General features: G+C 72.0%; 20 protein-coding genes and 1 pseudogene. 5 read left to right on the plus strand and 16 right to left on the minus strand.

Going from position 1 to position 21,526, the window contains the following annotated elements; genetic code table 11:
- Positions 1-72: 72 nt before the first annotated feature.
- From AB0N16_RS40475 to AB0N16_RS40485, 3 genes and pseudogenes are all read right to left on the minus strand, one after another.
- Positions 73-1,305 (minus strand): hypothetical protein, encoded by a 1,233-nt coding sequence (locus tag AB0N16_RS40475; protein ID WP_365805838.1) that lies wholly within the window; start codon positions 1,303-1,305, stop codon positions 73-75.
- Between the two features lie 114 nt (positions 1,306-1,419).
- Entirely contained in the window at positions 1,420-2,970 is a 1,551-nt protein-coding gene (locus AB0N16_RS40480) for an alkaline phosphatase D family protein (protein ID WP_365805839.1), read from the minus strand.
- Positions 2,971-3,176: 206 nt separating this feature from the next.
- Positions 3,177-3,317 (minus strand): annotated as a pseudogene (locus AB0N16_RS40485) (LysR family transcriptional regulator); the annotation flags it as partial.
- Between AB0N16_RS40485 and AB0N16_RS40490 the strand changes: the two are divergent.
- On the plus strand, positions 3,262-3,630 hold the full coding sequence (locus tag AB0N16_RS40490) for a hypothetical protein (protein WP_365805856.1): 369 nt from the start codon (positions 3,262-3,264) through the stop codon (positions 3,628-3,630). The pseudogene AB0N16_RS40485 and the gene AB0N16_RS40490 sit on opposite strands and share 56 nt — an antisense overlap.
- 59 nt (positions 3,631-3,689) lie before the next feature.
- On the opposite strand, the gene obgE is transcribed toward AB0N16_RS40490, so the two are convergent.
- The 6 genes from obgE to AB0N16_RS40520 form a co-directional block, all read right to left on the minus strand.
- Positions 3,690-5,132: a GTPase ObgE gene (obgE, locus tag AB0N16_RS40495; protein WP_365805840.1), complete on the minus strand. Its 1,443-nt coding sequence runs from the start codon at positions 5,130-5,132 to the stop codon at positions 3,690-3,692.
- Positions 5,133-5,266: 134 nt separating this feature from the next.
- Positions 5,267-5,521, minus strand: a complete 255-nt coding sequence (gene rpmA / locus AB0N16_RS40500; protein ID WP_020940020.1) for a 50S ribosomal protein L27 — start codon at positions 5,519-5,521, stop codon at positions 5,267-5,269.
- Between the two features lie 14 nt (positions 5,522-5,535).
- The gene (gene rplU / locus AB0N16_RS40505; RefSeq protein ID WP_030217740.1) at positions 5,536-5,856 is read right to left on the minus strand and encodes a 50S ribosomal protein L21; all 321 of its coding nucleotides are present in this window, start codon (positions 5,854-5,856) and stop codon (positions 5,536-5,538) included.
- A gap of 403 nt (positions 5,857-6,259) precedes the next feature.
- Positions 6,260-10,495: an Rne/Rng family ribonuclease gene (locus AB0N16_RS40510; protein WP_365805841.1), complete on the minus strand. Its 4,236-nt coding sequence runs from the start codon at positions 10,493-10,495 to the stop codon at positions 6,260-6,262.
- 277 nt (positions 10,496-10,772) lie between these two features.
- Positions 10,773-11,537: a TIGR03936 family radical SAM-associated protein gene (locus AB0N16_RS40515; protein ID WP_365805842.1), complete on the minus strand. Its 765-nt coding sequence runs from the start codon at positions 11,535-11,537 to the stop codon at positions 10,773-10,775.
- Positions 11,538-11,645: 108 nt separating this feature from the next.
- The gene (locus AB0N16_RS40520; protein WP_365805843.1) at positions 11,646-12,515 is read right to left on the minus strand and encodes a hypothetical protein; all 870 of its coding nucleotides are present in this window, start codon (positions 12,513-12,515) and stop codon (positions 11,646-11,648) included.
- A gap of 180 nt (positions 12,516-12,695) precedes the next feature.
- Between AB0N16_RS40520 and AB0N16_RS40525 the strand changes: the two genes are divergently transcribed.
- A complete protein-coding gene (locus tag AB0N16_RS40525) occupies positions 12,696-13,049 on the plus strand; it encodes a DUF805 domain-containing protein (RefSeq protein ID WP_365805844.1) in 354 nt (117 codons plus the stop codon).
- A 52-nt stretch (positions 13,050-13,101) separates the two neighbouring features.
- On the opposite strand, the gene AB0N16_RS40530 is transcribed toward AB0N16_RS40525, so the two are convergent.
- Together AB0N16_RS40530 and AB0N16_RS40535 are read right to left on the minus strand one after the other, a co-directional pair.
- Complete coding sequence (locus tag AB0N16_RS40530) at positions 13,102-13,566, minus strand: hypothetical protein (RefSeq protein ID WP_365805845.1); 465 nt, start codon at positions 13,564-13,566, stop codon at positions 13,102-13,104.
- 83 nt (positions 13,567-13,649) lie between these two features.
- Entirely contained in the window at positions 13,650-14,234 is a 585-nt protein-coding gene (locus tag AB0N16_RS40535) for a helix-turn-helix domain-containing protein (protein WP_365805855.1), read from the minus strand.
- Between the two features lie 171 nt (positions 14,235-14,405).
- On the opposite strand from AB0N16_RS40535, the gene AB0N16_RS40540 reads away from it, so the two are divergent.
- Complete coding sequence (locus tag AB0N16_RS40540) at positions 14,406-15,368, plus strand: zinc-dependent alcohol dehydrogenase family protein (protein ID WP_365805846.1); 963 nt, start codon at positions 14,406-14,408, stop codon at positions 15,366-15,368.
- Between the two features lie 52 nt (positions 15,369-15,420).
- On the opposite strand, the gene AB0N16_RS40545 is transcribed toward AB0N16_RS40540, so the two are convergent.
- Positions 15,421-15,657, minus strand: coding sequence for a DUF6400 family protein (locus tag AB0N16_RS40545; protein WP_351691147.1), 237 nt, complete (start codon positions 15,655-15,657; stop codon positions 15,421-15,423).
- Positions 15,658-15,838: 181 nt separating this feature from the next.
- Between AB0N16_RS40545 and AB0N16_RS40550 the strand changes: the two genes are divergently transcribed.
- The gene (locus AB0N16_RS40550; RefSeq protein WP_365805847.1) at positions 15,839-16,453 is read left to right on the plus strand and encodes a DJ-1/PfpI family protein; all 615 of its coding nucleotides are present in this window, start codon (positions 15,839-15,841) and stop codon (positions 16,451-16,453) included.
- A gap of 34 nt (positions 16,454-16,487) precedes the next feature.
- Here AB0N16_RS40550 and AB0N16_RS40555 read toward each other — a convergent pair whose 3' ends face one another.
- From AB0N16_RS40555 to AB0N16_RS40565, 3 genes are all read right to left on the minus strand, one after another.
- Positions 16,488-17,105 (minus strand): VOC family protein, encoded by a 618-nt coding sequence (locus AB0N16_RS40555; protein ID WP_365805848.1) that lies wholly within the window; start codon positions 17,103-17,105, stop codon positions 16,488-16,490.
- 69 nt (positions 17,106-17,174) lie between these two features.
- Entirely contained in the window at positions 17,175-17,933 is a 759-nt protein-coding gene (locus tag AB0N16_RS40560; RefSeq protein WP_365805849.1) for an SDR family oxidoreductase, read from the minus strand.
- Positions 17,923-18,624 (minus strand): isochorismatase family cysteine hydrolase, encoded by a 702-nt coding sequence (locus AB0N16_RS40565; protein WP_365805850.1) that lies wholly within the window; start codon positions 18,622-18,624, stop codon positions 17,923-17,925. The genes AB0N16_RS40560 and AB0N16_RS40565 overlap by 11 nt, the downstream gene beginning before the upstream one ends.
- Positions 18,625-19,052: 428 nt before the next feature.
- On the opposite strand from AB0N16_RS40565, the gene AB0N16_RS40570 reads away from it, so the two are divergent.
- Positions 19,053-19,742, plus strand: a complete 690-nt coding sequence (locus AB0N16_RS40570; protein WP_365805851.1) for a DUF899 family protein — start codon at positions 19,053-19,055, stop codon at positions 19,740-19,742.
- A 123-nt stretch (positions 19,743-19,865) separates the two neighbouring features.
- Here the strand turns inward: AB0N16_RS40570 and AB0N16_RS40575 are convergent.
- The coding region (locus AB0N16_RS40575; protein WP_365805852.1) for a TIGR03960 family B12-binding radical SAM protein at positions 19,866-21,526 on the minus strand (1,661 nt) is incomplete at its 5' end.

The raw sequence follows: 21,526 nt of genomic DNA on the forward strand, positions 1-21,526 counted from the left end.
CACGGCTAAGCCGTCCGCACGCAGCACCCCTGCTCAGCACCCACGCTCAGCACCCACGCTCAGCACCCACGCTCAGCGCCGTCGCAACCTCTTCAGGCATCGGTGCCCCAGTACCCGTACGAGTTCCTTCGACGACGTCTGGTGCACCGTGCGGGCCTTCGCCTCGGCGGTGTGCCGCACCGGTGCCGCGGCCGCCGCGGCGAGCGCGCCGTAGAGGGCCTGGGCCGCGACCTCCGGCGCGATGCGGGCCCCGGCGGCGGCCGGTCCGGCGGCCGGTCCGCGCTGCTCGGGCAGGGCGGAGAGCAGGGACGGGTCGCCGATGACGCGGACGCCCATGGCGCCGATGCGTTCCACCATCTCGGCGCCGATACGGCCGGCGGCCTCGACGGCCCAGTCGGGGGTGGAAATCTTCACGTCCTCGGCGGTGGGGCTGCACGAGTTCTTCATATGCATGACGGCGCCGTTGCGGACGAGCTTGGAATAGAGCTCGTCGGGCAGTCCATTGCCGCGGAATTCCACGTTGAGCTTTCGCAGCATTTCGGTCTCGGCGAGGGTGAGGGAGCGGTTCGCCGCGTCCGGGACGGGCCGCAGGAGGTTTTCGGGCAGTCCGAGCAGCGCTTCGAAGGTGCGCATCAGGCTGTCGCGGTCCCGGTCGTCGACGACGACGACGGTGATCCGGTCGGCGCCGACCGCTCGGATCCAGCGTTCGACGAGCCGGTCGTGCCGGTGCCGGCGCCAGAAGCTGGGGTTGGGCTTCTCGTAGGGGGCCTTGCGGAGCATGTGCTCCAGCCACTCCTCGTACCCCATGCGCAGCCCGTTCTGCACGTACTGCTGCCACTGCGAGGGCATGATCCGGGCGATCGGGCGCAGGGTGACGAGGACGTGGACGCGGTCGCCGCCGAGCTGCTCGACGATGCGGGCGACGGTCTCGTCGTCCGGGGCGTCGGCGAAGAACTCGCTGCTGACCACCGAGGTCCGGGATCCGGTGGCCTCGACCTGCTTGAGCAGCCGTGTCCAGTGCTTCTCGGTGGGCGCGGCGTCGCCGATCATCGCGGGCCGCGCGCAGGCGGCGAGGGCGGCTTCCATGGGGTGCCGACTGGTCGCCGGGAACTCCACGCCGTGCTCGGGCAGCTTGTCCTTCGCGGCGAAGAGGGCGCCCTGGATGGCCGTGGTGCCGGTTTTGTGCGGGCCGATGTGCAGCAGCCGGGTGCCGGCGGGCAGGGCGGCAAGGGGTCCGGTGGGGCTGGTAGGGCCTATGGGGGCGTTGTCCACCGGGGCTTCGCTTCTCGTACAGTCCGTCTCCATGGTTAACGGAAGGTAAGACGTTTACCTTAGGTTCACCTGAGAGAAGCCTGGGACACAGATGAGTCCCAGGCTCCTGTTACACAGACTTGGCTTCCCGGGCGCCCGGTTCGCTCGTCACACGACCTGTACGCCGGGTTCGTCCGCCTCGACGCGCAGGGTCGCGAAGGTGCTCGCCGTGGCCTGCGGCTTGACGACGGTGTCGACGACCCGCACGCGCGCGTCGATGCCGTCGCGGCGGATGTCGAAGAGGTGGTAGCCGCGGTGGGCGTCGATGACCTTCCAGTGCGGGTTGTCGGGCTTCAGCGGGTCGAACTGGGCGTGGAAGGCGGCCTGGTCCTGGTCGCCGTTGCTGGAGATGGAGGTGCCGACGAACTCGGCGCCGACCACGTCGGAGGACGGGTCGGCGAAGTCCTTCTTCAGGTCGCTGATCATCGTGAGGTGCCGGTCGCCGCTGAGTACGACGGGATTGCGGATCGAGGCGAACTCGTCCAGCAGGGCGTTGCGTTCGACCTGGTAGCCGTCCCAGGCGTCGTAGTACCAGAGTTTTCCGTCGCCGGGCAGGATGTCGGTCTCGGCCATCATGATCTGCGAGGCGATCAGGTTCCAGCGGGCCGGTGAGCGGTGCAGTCCGTCGAGGAGCCACCGCTTCTGCTCGGCACCGAGCATGGTGAGGGAAGGGTCCTCGGCGGCCGCCTGGCCGGTGACCTGGTCGCTGCGGAACTGCCGGGTGTCGAGGACGTTGAGCCGGGCCAGCCGGCCGAATTCCAGGCGGCGGTACATCTGGATGTGCGTTCCGTCGGGGATCGCGGTGGCCCGGACCGGCATGTGCTCGTAGTAGGCCTGGAAGGCGGCGGTCAGCCGGGCGGCGAACGCGTCGTGGGACTGCTTGTCGGGGTCCTGCGGGACCTGGCCGGCCCAGTCGTTGTCGACCTCGTGGTCGTCGAAGGTGACCACCCAGGGCGCGTTCGCGTGCATCGCGGCGAGGTCGGGATCGCTGCGGTACTGGGCGTAGCGGTTGCGGTACTGCGCCAGGGTGTACGGCTCTCCGGTCCCCTCGTGGCGGCGCGGGCCGGCCGAGGACGGCGTGGACTCGTAGATGTAGTCGCCGACGAAGAGGACGACGTCGGGGTCCTGGGCGAGCATGTCGGCGTACGGGGTGAAGTAGCCGTGCTGCCAGTTCTGGCAGGAGGCCAGGGCCACGCGCAGGGAGCCGCCCCTGGCGTGCGGGTGGGGCGCGGTGCGGGTGCGGCCCGTCGGGGAGATCCGGCCGCCGGCGCGGAAGCGGTACCAGTAGGAGCGGTCGTGGCGCAGTCCTCGTACATCCACGTGAACGCTGTGCCCGTACTCGGGCCGGGCGTGGGCGGTGCCCCGGCGGACGGTCTTGCGGAAGCGCTCGTCCTCGGCGATCTCCCAGGCGACGGGGACGACGGTGTCGGGCATGCCGCCGCCGTGGAGGGGGTCGGGGGCGAGCCGGGTCCAGAGCACGATGCCGTCGGGGAGCGGGTCGCCGGAGGCGATACCGAGGCTGAACACGCCGTCGGGCAGCGGGGTTTCGGCCGCCTGTGCGGAGGCGGGCAGCCAGAGCTGGGCGGATGCGGCGGCTGTGAGGACGGCGGCACCGGCGGTCAGAAAGCGGCGTCGGTCGGGCGATGGTGCTCCGGTCATGCGCGGACTCCCTTGCCACGGTGGCCTCTTGAACGGTCTGACCTTCGGAAACTCCCACGGTCGGACGGTCCGTGCGCTGAACGAGAGCATTCGTGCACATGACAACTGGGCAGACAACGGGCGATCCCGGCGTCAGAGGAACAGACCACGGGGGCCCCGGATCCGAGGGCGGCTCAGCGGCCGCGTCGCCCAGGGCGCGAACCGGCCTACGTCGAAGCCGTGACCCCCGCCGCCTGCCGGTCGCGGAACCGGCGGTGGCCCGGTGCGGCCGAGTTGCGCGGGTGCCGGGCCATGCCGAAGTCGAGGGGTGCCAGGTCGAGCGGGATCGGGAAGGTGCGCAGGCCCAGCCTGCTGCTCGACGGCACCTGGACGAGGTCCGGCGAGGTCGCCTGCCTCGGTCCCGAGGATCTGTCGCCGAACGGCATGGCCCGGATCGTCTCCGAGACGCTCGGCACCGAGGTCGGCTACCGGCAGATCACCGGTGCGGCGGTCAAGGAGCGCATGACCGGCTTCGGGATGAGCGGGGGCATGGCACAGGGGCTGGTCGACATGTTCGAGGCGAAGAACAGGGGCCTGGACCACGCCGAGCCGCGCGCCGCCGAGTCGACGACGCCGACGACGTTCCGGCAGGGTGCGAGGAGGTACTCAGGCCGGCCGTGACGGGCTGAGCTTCCCCAGCCACCCAGGGCCGGCCATCCGGGCCCTCGCCCCCTCCCCCGTCACTCCTCGAAGGGGTCGAAGTCGCCGTACTCGCGCAGCGACTCGTCGCGCTCCGCCTCGCGGTCGCGGCGGCGCTGCACGGCGGGGCGCTGTTCCTCGAAGCGGTGGTCCTCGCCGCGGCGGCCGAGCATCTCGGCGCCGGACATCATGGACGGCTCCCAGTCGAAGACGACGGCGTTGTCCTCGGGGCCGATGGCGACGCCGTCGCCGCTGCGGGCGCCCGCCTTCATCAGTTCCTGCTCCACACCGAGGCGGTTGAGGCGGTCGGCGAGGTAGCCGACGGCCTCGTCGTTGTTGAAGTCGGTCTGCCGGACCCAGCGTTCGGGCTTCTCGCCGCGCACCCGGAAGAGGCCGTCGTCCTCCTGGGTGACGGTGAAGCCGGCGTCGTCCACGGCCTTGGGCCGGATGACGATCCGGGTCGCCTCCTCCTTGGGCTTGGCGGCGCGGGCCTGGGCGATCAGGTCGCCGAGCGCGAACGACAGCTCACGCAGGCCGAGGTGGGCGACCGCCGACACCTCGAAGACGCGGTAGCCGCGGGCCTCCAGGTCGGGGCGGACCAGTTCGGCGAGGTCCCTGCCGTCGGGGATGTCGGTCTTGTTGAGGACGACGATCCGGGGCCGGTTGTCGAGCCCGCCGTACTGCTTGAGCTCCTCCTCGATGACGTCGAGGTCGGAGACGGGGTCGCGGTCGGACTCCAGGGTGGCGGTGTCCAGGACGTGCACGAGGACGCTGCACCGCTCGACGTGCCGCAGGAACTCCAGGCCGAGGCCCTTGCCCTGGCTGGCGCCGGGGATGAGTCCGGGGACGTCGGCGATGGTGTAGACGGTCGAACCGGCCGTCACCACACCGAGGTTGGGGACGAGGGTGGTGAACGGGTAGTCGGCGATCTTCGGCTTGGCGGCCGACAGCACCGAGATCAGCGAGGACTTGCCGGCGCTGGGGTAGCCGACCAGGGCCACGTCGGCGACGGTCTTCAGCTCCAGGACGATGTCCCGGAGGTCGCCGGGCACGCCGAGCAGGGCGAAGCCGGGTGCCTTGCGGCGGGCGCTGGCGAGGGCCGCGTTGCCGAGGCCGCCGCGGCCGCCCTGGGCGGCGATGTAGGAGGTGCCGTGGCCGACGAGGTCGGCGAGGACGTTGCCCGCCCCGTCCAGTACCACGGTGCCGTCGGGCACCGGCAGGACGAGGTCCTGGCCGTCCTTGCCGGCCCGGTTGCCGCCCTCACCGGGCTTGCCGTTGGTGGCCTTGCGGTGCGGGGAGTGGTGGTAGTCGAGGAGGGTCGTCACGGACTGGTCGACGGTCAGGATGACGTCGCCGCCGCGGCCGCCGTTGCCGCCGTCGGGGCCGCCGAGCGGCTTGAACTTCTCCCGGTGTACGGAGGCACAGCCGTGGCCTCCGTTACCCGCGGCGACGTGCAGCTCGACGCGGTCCACGAAGGTGGTCATGGTGGGGTGCCTCCAGTTACTTACGGGGTGATACCTATGTCAACACGCGAAAGGCGGACCCGCCTTCCCGATCGGGAAGTGAGGTCCGCCTCGCGAAACGTTCGGTCTGAGCCGTCCAGTCAGAGGACCAGGACTCAGGCGACCGGAACGATGTTCACGACCTTGCGGCCACGGTGGGTGCCGAACTCCACCGCACCGGGCTGCAGCGCGAACAGCGTGTCGTCGCCGCCGCGGCCGACGCCGGCACCGGGGTGGAAGTGGGTGCCGCGCTGGCGGACCAGGATCTCGCCCGCGTTGACGACCTGACCGCCGAAGCGCTTCACGCCGAGGCGCTGAGCGTTGGAGTCACGACCGTTACGGGTGGACGATGCGCCCTTCTTGTGTGCCATCTCTCCTCAGTCCCTTACTTCGCAGCCGCGGGGATCTCAGTGACCTTGATCGCCGTGTACTGCTGGCGGTGGCCCTGGCGACGGCGGTAACCGGTCTTGTTCTTGTAGCGCAGAATGTCGATCTTCTGGCCCTTGTGGTGGTCCACGACCTCGGCCTGGACCTTGATTCCGGCCAGCACCCACGGGTCGCTGGTCACGGCCTCGCCGTCGACAACGAGCAGGGTCGAGAGCTCGACCGTGTCGCCAACCTTGGCAGTGGAAATCTTGTCAACCTCAACGATGTCGCCGACAGCAACCTTGTGCTGGCGACCACCGCTGCGCACGATGGCGTACACGCGGATCTCACTCTCTCGCTCGGAACCGGCACCCCCGCAGTCCAGCCGCCCGGCACGCGGACGGCCTCTCCGGAACACCGTGTGCTCCGGAGGAAGAGGTTTACGGGGATGTGGCACGTCCTCATATCCATGGACACGCCGACGGTCAAGGTTACGGGGCGGTGGCCGAGGGGGTCAAACCGGGCCCCGGGAGTGTGGGGCCGGTCACTCGGAACAGACCCCACGGAGTGCGGCACCGGCCACCCTCGGCAGGCCCCACGGATTACGGGACCGGCCACCCTCGGCAGGCCCCACGGATTACGGGACCGGCCACCCTCGGCAGGCCCCACGGGTTACGGGACCGGCCACGGCAGGCCCCACGGGTTACGGGACCGGCCACTCGGACCGGTCCCGCGCCCGGGCGTCAGCCCTCGTCGGAGGCGGTGGTGACCGTGGTGGTCTTCTTCGCCGTCGACTTGGCGGCGGCCGTCTTGGCGGTCTTGGCCGCCTTCTTGGCCGTCGTCTTCTTCGCCACCGTCTTCTTGGCCGCGGTCTTCTTGGCGGCCGTCTTCTTCGCGGCCGTCTTCTTGGCAGCCGTCTTACGGGCCGTCTTCTTGGCCGGAGCGGCCTCCTCGACGCCCCCCTCGACGCCTTCCTCGGCGGCCTCGGCCGCGACCGGCGCCCCGCCAGCGGGAGCCTCCGCCTGCTCGGCGGCCTCCGTCGACGGTACGACCACGACGGCCGCCTCCTCCGACGCGGTCGGCGCGGTGGCCTTGCGCACCGCGCGGCGGCGCGGACGGGCCGGGGCGGCGCTCTCGGCGGGCGCGGCCGCCTCGGGCTCCGCAGCCGGTTCGGCCACCGGCTCCACCACCGGCTCCACCACCGCTTCGGCCGCCGGGGCGGTCTCGGCGACGACGGTCACCACGGCCGTCTCGGAGCCTGCCGGAGAACCGGCGGGCGCCGACACCTTCCGGGTGGCCCGGCGACGGGTACGGCCCTTGGACACGGCCTCCTCGGCGGCCGGGGCCTCCGGCGCCTCGGGGGCCTGGACGACCGGGTCCTCCACGGCGACCGGCTCGGCATGCGCCTCGGCGGCCGGCTCCGGCAGCACCTCACGCTCCGCCTCCACGGCGGCCGGTACGGCCTGGGCGGTCGGCGTCTCGGCCTCCGCGCCCCGGTTGCGGCCCGCGCGCTCCCTGGGCGCACCGGCCGGAGCCGACGCCCGGCGGCCCGTCCGGCGGCGGCTACGGCCGCGGCCGGCCGCGGCCTCCGCCTCGGCGACGCTGCTGTACAGCTCCTCGTCCGGCGTGAAGTCGGGGGCAGGCAGCGCGACGGGCGTGGCGGCCTCGGCCGCGACCTCCGCCGCCGTCTCGACCGCGTGGACGGCCTCGGCGTGCTCCATGGCCCCGTCGGCCGCGACCTCGTGCGTCTCATGCGTCTCATGCGTCTCGTGCACGTCGTGGTCGTGCTCGTGCCCGTCGCCGCCGCGCCCGCGCTTCTTGCGCTTGCCGCCGCCGGCGCCGCCGGAGCTGGGCTGCTCCATGTGGACGATGACGCCACGGCCGTTGCAGTGCACGCAGGTCTCGGAGAAGGACTCCAGCAGGCCCTGCCCGACGCGCTTGCGGGTCATCTGGACGAGCCCCAGCGAGGTCACCTCGGCCACCTGGTGCTTCGTACGGTCCCGCCCGAGGCATTCGAGCAGGCGGCGCAGCACCAGGTCCCGGTTGGACTCCAGGACCATGTCGATGAAGTCGATGACGATGATGCCGCCGAGGTCGCGCAGCCGCAGCTGGCGGACGATCTCCTCGGCCGCCTCCAGGTTGTTCCTGGTGACCGTCTCCTCCAGGTTGCCGCCCTGGCCGGTGAACTTGCCGGTGTTGACGTCGATGACGACCATCGCCTCGGTCCGGTCGATCACCAGCGAACCGCCGCTGGGCAGCCAGACCTTGCGGTCCAGGGCCTTGGCGAGCTGCTCGTCGATCCGGTAGGTGGCGAAGACGTCGACCTCGGAGGTCCACCTCGACAGCCGACCCGCGAGGTCGGGGGCGACGTGCGAGACGTAGCCGTGGACGGTCTCCCAGGCCTCGTCACCGCTGACGACGACCTTGGAGAAGTCCTCGTTGAAGATGTCGCGGACGACCCGGACGGTCATGTCCGGCTCGCCGTACAGCAGCGTCGGTGCGTTCGAGCTGCCGCCGTTCTTCGACTTCTTCTGGATCTCCTCCCACTGCGACTGGAGCCGTTCGACGTCGCGGCGCAGCTCGTCCTCGCTCGCGCCCTCGGCGGCGGTGCGCACGATGACGCCCGCGTCCTCGGGGACGATCTTCTTAAGGATGGTCTTCAGCCGGGCCCGCTCGGTGTCGGGCAGCTTGCGGCTGATGCCGGTCATCGAGCCCTCGGGGACGTACACGAGGTAGCGGCCCGGGAGGGAGACCTGGCTGGTCAGACGGGCGCCCTTGTGGCCGATCGGGTCCTTCGTCACCTGGACGAGCACGGACTGGCCGGACTTGAGGGCGGCCTCGATACGGCGCGGCCCGTTGGCCATGCCGAGCGCCTCGAAGTTGACCTCACCGGCGTAGAGCACGGCGTTGCGGCCCTTGCCGATGTCGATGAAGGCGGCCTCCATCGAGGGCAGCACGTTCTGGACCTTGCCCAGGTAGACGTTGCCGACGTACGAGGTGGCCTGCTCCTTGTTGACGTAGTGCTCGACGAGCACGCCGTCCTCCAGGACGCCGATCTGGGTGCGGTCGCCGTACTGGCGTACCACCATCACGCGCTCGACGGCCTCGCGGCGGGCGAGGAACTCGGCCTCGGTGATGATCGGGACGCGTCGGCGGCCCTGCTCGCGGCCTTCCCGGCGGCGCTGCTTCTTGGCCTCCAGACGGGTCGAGCCCTTGATGGACTGCACCTCGTCGGACGGCTCGGACTGCTTGCGGGGCTCGCGGACCTTGACGACCGTGCGCTCCGGGTCGTTCTCGCCGGGCTCGCTGTCGGCGGGGGTGTCCCCGGCGCGACGCCGGCGGCGACGGCGGCGACGGCTGCTGGAGGAGGAGCCGCCGGCCTCGTCGTGGGCGTCCTCGTCGTCCTCTTCGTCCTGCTCGGCGGTGTCCGCGGCGTCCTCATCGGCCTGCTCGGCGGCCAGCTCGTCGCCGTCCGCGTCGCCGCCCTCGCCGTCACCGGCGTCACCACGGCGGCGGCGACGGCCACCGCGACGGCGACGGCGGCGGGAACCGGCCTCCTCGGCCTCGTCCTCACCGTCGGCGGCGTCCTCGACGTCCTCGGCCGGCTCCTCCGGCTCCTCGGTCTCGTCCTCGGCGGCGGGCCGGGCGACCGGGGTCTCCTCGGGGGCGCCCCGGCGCCGGCGACGGCGGCGCGAACCGGTTTCGGCCTGCTCGGCCTGCTCGGTCTGCTCGGCAGGCTGGGCCGGCTCCGGCTGGTACGGGGCGAGCTCCTCGGGCTCCTCCACGCCGACGGCCTCGGCGGCCGCTTCGGCGGCGGCCCGCTCCGGGGTCTGGAACTTCGGCTCGGTGAACACGGGCGCCTGGAACACGGCGACAGCGGGCCGGGCGGGACGGCGCTGCGACTCGTCCTGGGCGGTCGCGGCCGCGGCGGCGGGCCCGGCGGTCGTGGCCGCGGCGGCGGGCTCGGAGAACCCGATGGCGGCCTGCCGTGCGACACGGCGCCGGCGCCGCGGGGACTCGGTCCCCGGTTCCTCGACGGCGGGGGCCTCGGTGGTGGAGGTGACGGCCGGGGCCTCGACGGCCTGCGGCTGGGCCGCGGCGGGTGCCTCGGCGGCCGTCTCGGGCGCGGCGGCCCGGCGGGTCGCGCGGCGGCGGGTACGCGGCGCGGGCTCGCCGGGCTCCGCCTCGGGGGCGGGGGTGCCCTCGGCGGTCTCGACGGCCTCCGCGGTCCCGGCGGCGGATACGGACTCGTCGACAGCCTCGACGGCTGCGGTGGTCTCTGCGGGCTCGGCGATCGCCGGGGCACCGGTGGGCGCGGACGCCCGGCGGGTCGCCCGGCGGCGGGTACGCGGCGCGGGCACGGTCTCTTCGCCGGCCTCGGCTGCCTCGCCGGCCTCGGTGACCGGAGCAGCCTCGGCGGCCGCAGCGGCCTCGACGGCCTCTTCCTTCACCGGGGTCGCCTCGGCCGCCTCGGTGGGCGCGGAGACGCGACGCGTGGCACGCCGGCGCGTCCGGCGCGGCGCGGCCTCCTCGTCGCTCTGGACGGCGGTCCCGACGGTCTCGGCCGCGGGCGTGGCCTCAGCGGGCTCGGTGGCGGTCGCGGGAAGGACGGTCTCGGCCGTCTCGACGGCCTCGGCTCCGGTCGGGGAGCCGGCGGGTGCCGACGCCCGGCGGGTGGCCCGGCGGCGGGTACGCGCGACGGGCGCGGCTTCCTCGGCGGTCTCGGCCGCCTCGGAGGCCACAGGGGTCTCTTCCCGCTCGTCGGCAGCCGTCTCCTCGTCAGCCTCTGCGGGCTCGGAGGGGAACGACTCGGCGGCCGGTATGGCCGGCGTGGTGATCTCGGCCACGGCCTCGCCCGCCGCGGTCGCGGCAGGCGGTCCCGCGGGGCGGGACGCGGCACGGCGACGCCTGCGCGGCGGCAGGGTGTCGCTCGGGGTGTTCGGTTCGGAGCCCTCGATGGGCTCGGTCGGTTCGAGCATGCGGGCGGTTCTCCCGTCAGGCTCCCGGGCGCCGCGCCTGGTCCGGCGGCGTTCGCTTCGAGCGACCGCCGGTGACGTCCGCGGCTCGCGCGATGCGCGGTGCCGCCGTGTGGGGCGCGGGCGCCGCACAGGAGCTCTCTGTGTCCTGTCTCGCCGGTTCCGTACGCCTTGTCGCGGACGGCCTGGCGAAAGTCTTCTGGTCGGTGCGCTGCCCGACCCAGGTGGCTCCCGAGTACGAGGGCTGCGCGTACGACGTCCGTCCTTCGCGGGACCTTCCTTACGCCGGCGCTGTCGCGGCGGCAGCGGGTTCGGCCTTCGAGAGGGCCTGTACTGCCTCGCGGTCGGGCGCGAGCGGGTCGGTCACCGTGCCGGTCTCTTCATCGAGCAGCCCCTGCGCCAGCCTGGTCACCGCTGCGGGGACCGGCGGCGCCAGGTCGGCCACGGCGCGGAGACCGGACAGGACGTCGTCGGGTCGTACGGCAGGCGTCACGTGCCGAACAACCAGCCGCAGTATCGCACAGGGCTGGTCGCTCGGCCTATCAGCCGTTTCATTGTGCGTTTCAAGATGTACGACCGCGGGGCGGGCGTCGAAGGTCCGTACGCCGTTCTTGGTCATGCGCTGGACCTCGACGGCGTCGGCCGCGTTGAACGCGGCGACGGCCTGTGCGGCCTGTTCCGGGTCCTGACCGGCCAGTCGCAGCTCCCACACGGAGGCAGTGAGCCGGTCGGCCAGTCCGGACGTGCGGGCCTCGACCGCGTCGACGATGTCGAGCCCGGTGGGCAGGGACTCGTCGAGGAGCACGCGCAGTCGCTCCGGGTCGCGGACCGCGGTGAGCGCGATCTCCAGGTACTCGGCCTCGCTGCCGGTGCCGGTGGGTGCGGCATTGGCGTACGACACCTTCGGGTGCGGGGTGAAACCCGCCGAGTAGGCCATCGGCACCTCGGCGCGGCGCAGCGCACGCTCGAAGGCGCGCTGGAAGTCTCGGTGGCTGGTGAACCGGAGGCGGCCGCGCTTGGTGTAGCGCAGTCGGATGCGCTGCACCGCCGGTGCGGGCGGCGGGCCTTCGGGCTGTCGCTTGCCCAGTGTCGTCAGTCCTTCGTGTTCCTGGTGAGAGCAGCCGTGCCTCGGAGGCCGTGCTGCCGTGTACTGCTATCCATCAAGAGTACGTGTGTCGCGGCCGACGGGTTCCCGCCGGTCCACGGCCGGCGGCCGGGCCGGCTCGCCGAACAGGGCGCGGCGCAGGTCGGCGCGGGCCTGCCGGACGGCACGTCCGACGGCCCGTGCGACCTGGGCGGCAGGGCGCAGCACGAGGTCGCGTACGACGTGTCCGACCGGGGTGAGGACGGTTCGGTAGAGCCAGCGCACCGGCTCCACGAAGATCCACCGGAAGAGGGTCCCGAGAACCCGTCCGACGGCGCGTGCGACGTGTCCGGCGGCCCGCCAGGCGTGGCCGAGGGCGTCCCGGAGCTCCCTGAGGACGATGCCGAGGACATGCCCGACGGGGGTGAGGATCCAGCGCCACAGGGCGACGACGGGCAGCACGAGGAGCACGCGCGCGATCCAGTACAGGGCGGTGGCGAGCTGCTCGAACACCCAGGCGACGGCTTTGGCGACGGGCGTGAGGACCCAGAGCACCGCGTGGCCGATCGGGGTGAGCACGCGCGCGTAGAGCCATGCGAGGGCGTGGCCGAGAGGGGTGAGCAGGTAGCGGTAAAGCCAGGTCAGCGGGACGACGAGGAGGACGTGCAGGAGCCAGGCGACGGCGCGGCCGGCGGGGGCGAGGACGTACCGCCAGAGGAATCGCGCGACGGGGACGACGAGGTACCGCCACAGGAACCGTGCGACGGCGGCGAGGGCGTCCCAGAGCAGCCGTATCGGCAGGACCACCAGGAACACGAAGACGCGGACCGGGATCCTGATCGCGACGACGAGACACCCTTCGGGGTGCTGCGCCTGCGAATGCGTCTGCGGCTGCGACTGCGGCTGCGGCTGCGGCTGCGGCTGTTTCTGCATGTCCATGGTCATAGGGACGCTATCGCGTGCCGCGCGGATGCGATCGGCCACCCTTGATCACCGAACGGCGGCGACACGGTAACGGTTGTCCCGCACACGCCAATATGGATGGAACCGGCCACCACGGCTTGATTTGCTGACACCAGCCAAATCTTGAACCTTTCTTGGGTCCTTGGGGGACGAGCAATGAACTGGTACGTGGACGTACTGAAGAAGTACGCGGTGTTCAGCGGCCGTGCGCGCCGGCAGGAATACTGGATGTTCTTCCTGTTCAACCTGATCATCAGCATCGTGCTGGCGGTCGTGGGGCGGGTCATCGGGTTCGCCGCCCTCGGCGCGATCTACAGCCTGGCGGTCTTCCTGCCCGGCCTGGGCGTCTCGGTTCGCCGGCTGCACGACACCGGCCGTTCGGGCTGGGCGATCCTGGTCGGCATCATCCCGCTGGTCGGCTGGATCATCCTGCTGGTCTGGCTCGCCTCCGAGGGCAAGGCGGAGCAGAACCAGTACGGCGACAACCCGAAGTACGCGGCCGCCGTCTGAGCTGTCATCACCTCGAAGGCCCGCCGGATCCGTCCGGCGGGCCTTCGCCCGTCTAAGAGGCCGCGGACGAACTCTTGTTGCGTTCGGCCTGCAGGTGCAGGACCAGGAAGAGGACCCGGAGGAGGTCGTCGGGGAGGGTGGGCAGGTCCTTGGGCAGGGTGATGCGGCGGGGGCGGGTGCCCAGGGCGTCGTACGACAGGGCGAGCGGGCCGATCGTCCTCGCCCGGCCGCCGAACCTGGGGTGTTCCACCGGGTATGGCCCGATGCGGCGCGGGATCCCGGACCAGGCGGCGCAGTCGACGTCCCAGGTCCCGAACGTCCTCGGGACGCTGCCGAGGCGGCCGTACCCGATCTCGATGTCGCCGATCCACCGCAGCCGGCTGCCGAGCATGTCGTACTCCAGCGGATGCGGTCCGAGCGCGTGGGGCCTGCCGCCCCACCGGCCGTAGGTGAGCGGGACGTCCCCGATGGTGCGGAGTCTGCTGCCCAGCAGGTCGTAGCCCAGTTCCAGTTCCATGCCCGCCAGCTCCCCCGTGTCTCAGCGGTCTTCGCTCTCCCCGATTGTGCGGCCGGTCCGGTGCGCCTGCCATGGCGGTCGTGTCACGGTTTCGTCGCCGGCTGTGCGGGCGTGGCGGCCGGCGGGTCCTGGAAGGCCTGGATCACCAGCGTGGCGAAGCGCCGGGAGGCCGTGACCCGGCCGGCCGGCGACGCGGTGCGGATGCCCCGCTGGGCCATGAGCATGAGGACCAGGTCGTCCAGGACGAAGTCGGGGCGCAGCCGTCCGGTGCCCTTGGCGCGGTCGGCCAGCCGCGCGACCGACCTCAGGGTGGCCGCGCGGTCCGCGGCGAAGTCCATCGCGTCGGGGAAGGCCGACCTGAAGGCCTCGGTGAACCCGCGGTCGTGCGCGTGCAGTTCGCAGACCTTCTCGATCACGAGCCGGAAGCCGTGCCACGGATCCGGATCGGCCAGCCCCTCGTCGACGATGGCGTGACAGGCCCGCGCCTGGTCCCGGAAGACCTCGGTGACCAGGGTCTGCTTGGTCGGGAACCGGCGGTACAGGGTGGCGGGGCCGACCCCGGCGCGCCGGGCGATCGTGCGCATCGGCACGTTCAGCCCCTCGGTGGCGAAGAGCGCGCGGGCCGCGTCGAGCACGCGTGCGCGGTTGTCCCGGGCGTCGGAACGCAGCGATTCCCGGGCGTCGGAGCGCAGCGGGTCCCGGGCGTCGGAACGCGGTGAGTGAGACAAACGGTCGGTCACCGCTCTCACATTAGCCAGGCCGGGCCAGGGCGACCCTTAGCGTCCGTGAGCAGCGGACACCTCCAGGGTCCCGCTCGATCCCGTACGCAGGAGGCCCACGTGAAAGCAGTGACGATCCGGAGGTTCGGCGGCCCCGAGGGCCTGGCGGTCGTCGATCTCCCGGCGCCGGTTCCCGCCGGCGGGCAGGTGGTGATCGACACCGAGGCGATCGGGGTCGGCGGCGCCGACACCCTGATCCGCAGCGGTGCGCTCGCGGGCTACGGCTTCCGCGAGGGCCATGTTCCCGGCAGCGAGGTGGCGGGAACGGTGAGCGCCGTCGGCGAGGGCGTCGACACGGCGTGGCTCGGCCGGCGGGTCTGGGCGTTCACGGGCACCGGCGGCGGCTACGTGGAACAGGCAGTCGCCCCGGTCGAGGAGGTCCTCGCCCTCCCCGCGGACCTGTCCGCCGCCGACGCGGTGACCCTCGGGAGTTCCGGAGTGGTGGCCCACTTCGCGCTCGGCCATGCCCGTTTCCGGGCCGGCGAGTCGGTGCTGGTGCGGGGCGGGGCCGGGAGCATCGGGATCGCGGCGGTCCAGCTCGCGGCCCGGGGCGGTGCCACGGCGGTCGCGGTGACGACGTCGTCGGCCGATCGCGGCGAACGGCTGCGCGGGCTCGGCGCGACCCATGTGCTGGACCGCTCGGGAGAGGGCGGCGGGGACTCACCGGCCGGCTATGACGTGATCATCGACATCGTGGCCGGTGCGGACCTGCCGTCGTTCTTCGGCAGGCTCCGTCCGAACGGCCGTCTGGTGGCCGTCGGCATGGTCGCCGGACCGCCACCGGCCGACTTCGGCATGAGCATGGTCGCGGCGTTCCGCAGGTCCCTGTCGTTCGCGACCTTCAGCGCCGACACCGTGCCCGCGGCCGACCGGCGCACGGTCAGGACCGGACAGTTCGCGGCCGCGGGCCGCGGGGAACTGGAGACGGTGGTGCACGAGTCGCTGCCGTTGGCCGAGGCCGTACTGGCGCACCGGAAGATGGCCGCCGGGGAGGTGTTCGGCCGGATCGTGCTGACGCCGTAGCGCCACGGCGTCCCGGGGGCATGTCCCGGGGGGCATGTCCCGGGGGCGGGAGTCAGCGCCGGGGCAGCACCCCGGCCGCGACGAGCGAGTCGTACAGCCGCTGCTGTTCCTCGTCGAGCCCGGAGTACAGCATGGCGTACGCCTCCTCCTCGCCCCGCGCCGTCTCGACGGGGTCCCAGGCGTCGCCGAGCGCCTCCATGACGTGGGCGCGCCGGGTCATCTCGTGCCCGGTGAGATCGACGGCGAAGTCGACCGGCTCGGCGGGAAGGGAGGCATCAGAACTGGACATATGACCGAATTTAGGCAGGCGAGCCGGTCCGCGACAAGAGCCCGTGGGACACATCACAGCAGGTCATGGACGCCGCGGAACTCGGTAGGGTGACCACGAACGGCACTGGCCGCGGATTGGCCCGCGACCCGGTCCCGGCCTCCTGAGAAATCGCACCCCCTCTTTGCTCCGAGGAGACGCCATGCAGGTAGCCGTGCTCACCTTCGACGGATTCAACGAACTCGACAGCTTCATCGCCGCCGCGCTGATCAACCGGTGCCGGAAGGACGGCCTGGAGGCCTTCATCACGACACCGACGCCGGTGGTCACGTCGATGAACGGCGTCGAGGTGACCGGGCAGCGCCCGATGGAGTTCGTGACCGACGCCGATGTGGTCCTGGTCGGCAGCGGGGTGAAGGCACGGGAGGTGGTCGCCGACGACGGGCTGATCTTCCGGCTGCGGCTCGACCCTTCCCGGCAGCTGGTCGGCGCGCAGTGCTCCGGCGCGCTGGTCCTCGCCCGGCTCGGGCTGCTGGACTCCATGCCCGTCTCCACGGACCGCAAGACCCGGCCCTTCGTCGAGGCGGCCGGGGTCACCGTCCTGGACACGCCGTTCCACGCGGAGGGGAACATCGCCACGGCCGGTGGCTGCCTGGCCTCGCAGTACCTCGCCACATGGGTGATCACCCGGACCCTCGGCGAGGACGCGGCACGCGGGGTCCTCGACTACGTGGCCCCGGTCGGCGAGAACCAGGAAACAGTCGACCGTGCCCTGCGCGCCGTCCGCACGGCCACGGCCGCGACCGCACTGCGCTGACGGGAGGGGACCGGACCGGACGGCTCGTCCACGGTCACGCGGGCGGTCGCGTCCCGGCCCGCTCGCTCACCATGTACCGCGCGTACCAGTCCGGCCAGTCAGGGTCCGCCACGCCGGTGCGCGCCTCGTGCTCGCCGTGTGCGGCCGCGGCCCGGCGCAGGGCACCCGCCAGGTCGTCGGCCGAGGCGAACGAGGTGGCCGCGGGATCCAGCCGTCCCGGGAGGCGCTCGGTGACCTCCTGGAGGAGCCAGCCGTTGCCGTCCGGGTCGCTGAACGACAGGAAGGAGCCGTAGCTGCCGTGCCGCGGTTCGGGACCGGGGACCCGGGCATCGCCGTCGGCGTGGTGGAAGACACCGCCGGCGTCGTGGAACACCTCGCTGGGGTGGGCGCCGTGCCGTGCCAGCTCGTCGTGGGCGGTGTCGATGTCGTCGACGACCAGGTGCAGGCCCCGGGCCGAGCCGGGCGTCTGCTCGGTGACCGACTCGCCGAAGATGACCGACGCCGGGGAACCCGGTGGGGTCATCTGCACCACCCGGAACTCCTCGTCGGTGGCGACGTCCGCGTCGAGCCGCCAGCCCAGCGCCGTGTAGAAGTCCTTGGCCCGGTCCACGTCGGACACCGGCACCACGACCACCTCTAGTTTCATGTCCATGGCTTGCACTTCCCGTCTCGGAGGGAACACCGGCGACGACCGAACCCGTGACCAGGGCCGAGCGGGGGCTCAGTGCGCGAGGAGCTGCTGGCCGCCGTCGATGTCGTAGGTGGCGCCGGTGAGGGCGTCGTTGATCATGAGGTGCACCGCGAGGGCGGCGACGTCGGCCGGACCGACCACCCGCCCGATGGGCAGCGCCTTCCGCAACGCCTCGCGCCGCACCTCGAGTTGGTCGCCCAGCAGGGAGGCCGACAGCGGGGTGTCCACGAACCCGGCCGCGATGAGGTTGACCCGGACCGGCGCGACCTCCAGCGCCAGGTTGGCGACCAGCGCCGGCAGCGCCGCGGTGAGAGCGCCCGTCACCGCCATCCCGGGCGCGGGCCGCCGGCCGCCGGTGCCGCCGATGAACAGCAGCGTCCCGCCGGCCCTGACCTTCCCCCGGCTCGCCCGCGCCACCGCCAGCACCATCGCCAGACGCCCGCCGAAGTCCCGTCCGGCGTCGGTCAGGTCGAGGTCGTCGAGCGGCGTGTACGACGGACTGCCCGCCGTGACCAGCACATGGTCGACCCGCCCGGGCAGCTCCCCGAGGAAGCGCTCCGTCCGTTCGGTGTCGAAGGCGTCGAACACGGCCGTGCTCAGCGGGTGCAGTTCGTCCGCGGCCCGCCGGAGACGCTCGACGTTGCGCGCCACGAGCACCAGCTCGCCGCCGGCCGCCCGCACCTGCCGCGCGGTCTCCAGACCGATGCCCGCGCTGCCGCCCACCACCACGACCGTCTGACCGGCCAGTTCGCCCCGTGGGCCGCCGCGCTCGGCACCGTCACCGCTCATGACCGCCGCCTCCGGTCTCCGGGGAGCCCGCACCTGCCCCGCCGTCCGCCATCCCGACGAACTCCTCGGTGGTGAGGACCGCATGGGCGTACAGGGGCGCGTTGAGCTCGAGGGTCGCGGTCATCTCCTCCCAGCTGAAGGAGGCGATGGCATCGCGGACGAGGGTCACGTGATACCCGAGTTCCTGGCCGTAGCGCGCGGTGGTGTCCACACAGGTGTTGGCGCGCATCCCGATCAGCACGATCTTCCGGATGTGGTGCTGCTTCAGCAGGAAGTCGAGGTCGGTGTTGGCGAACCCGCTGGACGCCCAGTGCTGCCGTACGACGATCTCGTCCTTGCGCGGCTGGAAGTCGGGGTGCCACTGGGCCCCCCAGCTGCCCTCGGCGAAGGTCTGCTGGGCCACGACGCGCCGCTGGGTCGGGGACAGGTGGTCCCAGGTGACGTAGTCGCTCGGGGTCGTCCGGTGGTGGGGCACGACGAAGACGCGAAAGCCCTGGGCCCGGGCGGTGGCGAGCACGGTCCGCATGTGGTCGAGCAGGTCCACGCCCTCCGCCACTTCCTTCGCCCGGGGCCACAACTTGCCGCCTTCGGAAAGGAAGTCGTTGTAAGGGTCGACGATCAGCAGAGCGGTTTCGTCCGGGAGGTACGGGTCGTACGGGGGTTTCCGCGCTTCGGAGGTCTCAGCAGTCATGGACGGTTCCCAACTGGTCAGCGACCGGATCGCTCGCTGCCGGGACACGGCTCGGGAGCGCTGCCCGGGCCACGCCACCGGAGAGAAGAGCCGACAGCCGCCCCCGAGCCCTCCGCGCCCCTGGCCCTCCGTAACACTCCGTCACAGGCCCGCCGGCTCAGAAACCCCAGTCTGTCACTCCCCCGGCCGAACGGCATCCGGGCCGCCCGTCCGGGCCACCGCCCCGACCGGCCCCGGGAACGCGTCCGCTCCGGTCAGCCCGGCGAGGACGACACTGGTAGCCCTCCCAGGTCCCCGGAGGGGCGACCGCAGCTTGGTCCGGACAGCCGCCCACCGCCGCGTTCGCAGGCCGGACCGATGAGTTCCCGAGCCCTGCGCAGTCTGTCTCCACACAGGCCAAAACCGCGCACGAGATCTGTGAGGACGCCATGACCGACCACGCGCTACCACCCGTCGTCGACGCCGCGACCTGGGAACACCGGCTCCAGGCATTGCGTGCCCGGGAGAAGGCCGCGACGCGGGAGCTCGACGCCATCGCCGCCGAGCGTCGCCGCCTGCCGATGGTCGAGATGCCCGACTACACACTCGAGGGCGAGGGCGGCCCCGTTCGGCTGGCAGACGTCTTCGAGGGCAGGAGGCAGCTGATCGTCTACAACCACATGTGGTTCACCGGCAAGGAATGGCAGTGCCCGGGCTGTACGGGGTTCACCTCGCAGTACACCCGCCTGGAGTTCCTGGACAACTACGACGCCCGATTCGTCATCGTCACCCAGGGCCCGATCAAGGAGGCACTCGCCTACAAGGAGCGGGTCGGGAACCGGATGGCGTTGTACTCGACCGCGAACAGTCCGTTCGGGTCGGACGTCGGCGCACCGCCCGACGGAGGATTCGCCGTCAACGTGTTCCTGCGCGACGGCGACACCGTCTACCGCACCTGGCACACCGCCGGCCGGGGCACCGAGCAGCTCAGCCACAGCTTCGCGCTGATCGACCTCCTGCCGTACGGACGTCAGGAGGAATGGCAGGACTCGCCCGAGGGCTGGCCGCAGTCCCCCACCTACAGCCGGTGGGCGACGTCCGAGAACATCGCCGCGCTCTACGGCCCGGGCTCCGGCTGAACTCGTCGCAGGAGGTTGCCGACGCCTGAGGGCGGGCGGGGACACGAGGCGCCGACAGAGGCGAGCGCAGCGGCCACCCCGCCCTCCCTGGCCCCCACCACCCGGTCGAGCGCCTGACTCACCTCAGTGCGCGTGCCCGCCCGGTACCGACGCGCCGTTCTTGACCGTGAGCGGCAGCAGCTTCTTGCCCGTCGGCCCCACCTGGATGGTCGTGTCCATGGCCGGGCACACCCCACAGTCGAAGCAAGGGGTCCAGCGGCAGTCCTCGACCTCTGTTTCGTCGAGGGAGTCCTGCCAGTCCTCCCAGAGCCAGTCCTTGTCGAGGCCGGAGTCGAGGTGGTCCCAGGGGAGGACCTCCTCGTAGGTGCGCTCGCGGGTGGTGTACCAGTCGACGTCCACGCCGTAGGCCGGCAGCGTCTTGTCGGCGCAGGTCATCCAGCGGTCGTAGGAGAAGTGCTCGCGCCAGCCGTCGAAGCGGCCGCCGTCCTCGTAGACCGCGCGGATCACGGCGCCGATGCGACGGTCGCCGCGGGAGAGCAGGCCCTCGACGATGCCGGGCTTGCCGTCGTGGTAGCGGAAGCCGATCGAGCGGCCGTACTTCTTGTCGCCGCGGATCTTGTCGCGGAGCTTTTCGAGGCGGGCGTCCGTCTCCTCCGCCGACAGCTGCGGGGCCCACTGGAAGGGCGTGTGGGGCTTCGGGACGAAGCCGCCGATCGAGACCGTGCAGCGGATGTCGCCCTGGCCGGAGACCTCGCGGCCCTTCTGGATGACGTTCATCGCCATGTCGGCGATCTGGAGGACGTCCTCGTCGGTCTCCGTGGGCAGGCCGCACATGAAGTACAGCTTCACCTGGCGCCAGCCGTTGCCGTAGGCGGTGGCGACCGTGCGGATCAGGTCCTCCTCGGAGACCATCTTGTTGATGACCTTGCGCATGCGTTCCGAGCCGCCCTCGGGGGCGAAGGTCAGGCCGGAGCGGCGGCCGTTGCGCGTCAGCTCGTTCGCCAGGTCGACGTTGAAGGCGTCGACGCGGGTGGAGGGGAGGGAGAGACCGATCTTGTCCTCGGTGTAGCGGTCGGCCAGGCCCTTGGCGATGTCGCCGATCTCCGAGTGGTCCGCGGAGGAGAGGGAGAGGAGGCCGACCTCCTCGAAGCCGGTCGCCTTGAGGCCCTTGTCGACCATCTCGCCGATGCCGGTGATGGAGCGCTCGCGTACCGGGCGGGTGATCATGCCGGCCTGGCAGAAGCGGCAGCCGCGTGTGCAGCCGCGGAAGATCTCGACGGACATGCGCTCGTGGACCGTCTCCGCCAGCGGGACGAGGGGCTGCTTGGGGTACGGCCATTCGTCCAGGTCCATGACCGTGTGCTTGGAGACGCGCCACGGGACGCCCGACTTGTTGGGGACCACGCGGGCGATACGGCCGTCGGCGAGGTACTCCACGTCGTAGAAGGCCGGGATGTAGACGGAACCCGTCTTCGCCAGGCGGAAGAGGACCTCCTCGCGGCCGCCGGGGCGGCCCTCCGCCTTCCACTCGCGGATGATCTTCGTCATGTCGAGGACGGCCTGCTCGCCGTCGCCGATGATGGCCGCGTCGATGAAGTCGGCGATGGGTTCCGGGTTGAAGGCCGCGTGGCCGCCCGCCAGGACGATCGGGTCGTCCAGGCCGCGGTCCTTCGACTCCAGGGGGATGCCCGCGAGGTCGAGGGCCGTGAGCATGTTCGTGTAGCCGAGTTCCGTGGAGAAGCTCAGGCCCAGGACGTCGAAGGCGCGGACGGGCCGGTGGCTGT

Source organism: Streptomyces sp. NPDC051105 (assembly GCF_040682795.1).
In the GTDB taxonomy this organism is placed as follows: Bacteria; Actinomycetota; Actinomycetes; order Streptomycetales; family Streptomycetaceae; genus Streptomyces.